This window comes from Cognatilysobacter lacus, from assembly GCF_008274655.1.
Taxonomy (GTDB): domain Bacteria; phylum Pseudomonadota; class Gammaproteobacteria; order Xanthomonadales; family Xanthomonadaceae; genus Cognatilysobacter; species Cognatilysobacter lacus.
The window spans coordinates 1-1,944 of sequence record NZ_VTRV01000255.1 but is presented as its reverse complement, the minus strand read 5'-3'; the positions used below and the strand labels follow the sequence as shown (position 1 = coordinate 1,944).

The following is a 1,944-nucleotide window of genomic DNA, read 5'->3' as shown; positions in this document are numbered from 1 at the left end:
TGTTTCCCGGTGTGGGCGCTAACACCTGAGTTAAGCCGCGCCGCGAAGCGGCGTCGGCTTGGACGAATTGTTAGGCCTACTTGCCACGCGGGCACGGGAACAATTCCCCGATAGCCTCAAGCACCAATCTTCGAGGGGATGTGCCCGGCGCGGGATCGGGCGCCTTCTTGGCGCGCTGTACAACACTTGTCACGACGATGAGGGGTATTGTCTCGCGCGCGTGGCAGATGTGGACATCCCCCGCGTCGTATCGATCGGCCTCGACGACCGCACCGAAAACGCCCGCAACAAATGCAAGGCAGGACAGCCCTTGGACAACCTGGGTATCGGTTAGGCCGGGCGAGCTCAAGCGTTCTGCCCAGCGACAATTCGCTAGAAATTCTGTTGAATCCCCGAGCGGATCTGATATGCGAGGGCCCTCTGTAGCCGACGCGGAACCCGCCCCCAGTAGAAGGGCGAGCATCGCCGCTGCAGAAAATGGTTTGGTCACTGCGGAACTCCCCTTGGAGGCCTAACACCAGAGTTGACCCGCGCCGCGAAGCGGCGTCGGGTTGAACGACTTGTTAGAGCCCACACGCCCGGATACGAGCCTGCTGCTCCACGAGGCGAAAGTGTTGCATGAAAGCCGAGCTTGGAACGCGGCGGCGAAGCCGGAAGCCGACGAGCGCTACGACAACGGCCGAATGCTGCGGCCGTGCGAGATGCGGCCCGTGAATCTGGCCGTAAGCCTAAACAGTTCGAACGCGGCAGAACCATTCAAGCGCCGGACTGCTTCCCGGTGTGGGCGCTAACACCTGAGTTAAGCCGCGCCGCGAAGCGGTGTCGGCTTGGACGAATTGTTAGCTGCCAGCTTACGACAGTAGGGCGCCAGCTCTTTGAGCAGCTTGGATGCTAGGGCCACAGCGAGCGGGTAGCGGGGCAAGCGCCGCAGACCAGTAACGGAATACTCCAACTCCTTGGCGCTGTAGCACTCATTGAGCACGCTGAGCACAAGCAACTCTTGGCGCGACAGCTTCACCACCAGCCCAAGCTTGCGACGCCGCGCCTCCGAGACGAGCGACACCAAGTTGTGGCCGAATGGCTTGTTGCGAAGCTTTGCGATAGCAACGCCCCGACCCAACAAGAAGGCCTCAAGGCTGAGCTCGACGGAGTGCCCGACTAAGTAGTAGCCCACCAGAGACAACGGCCGCCGCAACTCCTCGGCTGCCGAGGACGGCACAGGGGATACTTTCAGTGCCGCGCTGAGAAACTCGCCGGCGAGGCGATGTGCTCCGAGAGGCGCGGTTACCGATTTCTCCATCTGGCAGCTAACACCTGAGTTAAGCCGCGCCGCGAAGCGGCGTCGGCTTGGACGAATTGTTAGGCGGCAACCAGTGCATCATGCCAGTGGCGCCGCCGTGACCCACGGAACGGTGGTTTCGAACTCCAGCTGGACGAGCGGGTGACCTTCGAAAGGTTCCGGAACTTGGGACAGGCGCGACGTGAACCCGATGCTTGTCATGCCGGGAAACGGCTCCGGATCAAGGCTGTAGGTGTCTTGGCCGGTCTGCTGCCACGCGTCCCGGCCGGTCTCGAGATGCCCAACGACGTGGAACCAGCCCTGTGGTGGCATGGGCTCGCCGCTGGCGCCGTAGTGGCAGAGCTCCGCTGGCTTGCTGGGCTCAACACCGAGCTGCGTGAGCAAATGTAGGAAGGGCGGAGCGAATGCACGCTCGCCGGCCGCACGGAAGTTGACGCAATCACTGCACTCGCAGGAGATGCTCGCCGTCTTGGCGTACAGCTCGCGAGTCAGTTCCGGATCGAACCGGATGCTCCACCGCCCAACTTGCATCGAACCTTCCATTGCCGCCTAACACCTGAGTTAAGCCGCGCCGCGAAGCGGCGTCGGCTTGGACGAATTGTTAGAGCCCACGCGCCGGGATGCTGGCCCGCTGCTCCACGTGG

At 62.6% G+C, this 1,944-nt stretch carries 3 protein-coding genes; all 3 read right to left on the bottom strand.

The features are described 5' to 3' along the window. Positions 1–76: 76 nt before the first annotated feature. A complete protein-coding gene (locus tag FW784_RS14955; RefSeq protein WP_425481662.1) occupies positions 77–463 on the bottom strand; it encodes a Rap1a/Tai family immunity protein in 387 nt (128 codons plus the stop codon). 336 nt (positions 464–799) lie between these two features. Next, entirely contained in the window at positions 800–1,300 is a 501-nt protein-coding gene (locus FW784_RS13860) for a hypothetical protein (RefSeq protein ID WP_149353910.1), read from the bottom strand. Positions 1,301–1,378: 78 nt separating this feature from the next. Next, positions 1,379–1,831, bottom strand: a complete 453-nt coding sequence (locus tag FW784_RS13855) for a hypothetical protein (RefSeq protein WP_187770838.1) — start codon at positions 1,829–1,831, stop codon at positions 1,379–1,381. Between the last annotated feature and the right edge of the window lie 113 nt (positions 1,832–1,944).

Coding starts and splice junctions, on each gene's coding strand:
- FW784_RS14955 (WP_425481662.1), bottom strand. CDS start 463: ATGCTCGCCCTTCTACTGGGGGCGGGTTCCGCGTCGGCTACAGAGGGC.
- FW784_RS13860 (WP_149353910.1), bottom strand. CDS start 1,300: ATGGAGAAATCGGTAACCGCGCCTCTCGGAGCACATCGCCTCGCCGGC.
- FW784_RS13855 (WP_187770838.1), bottom strand. CDS start 1,831: ATGCAAGTTGGGCGGTGGAGCATCCGGTTCGATCCGGAACTGACTCGC.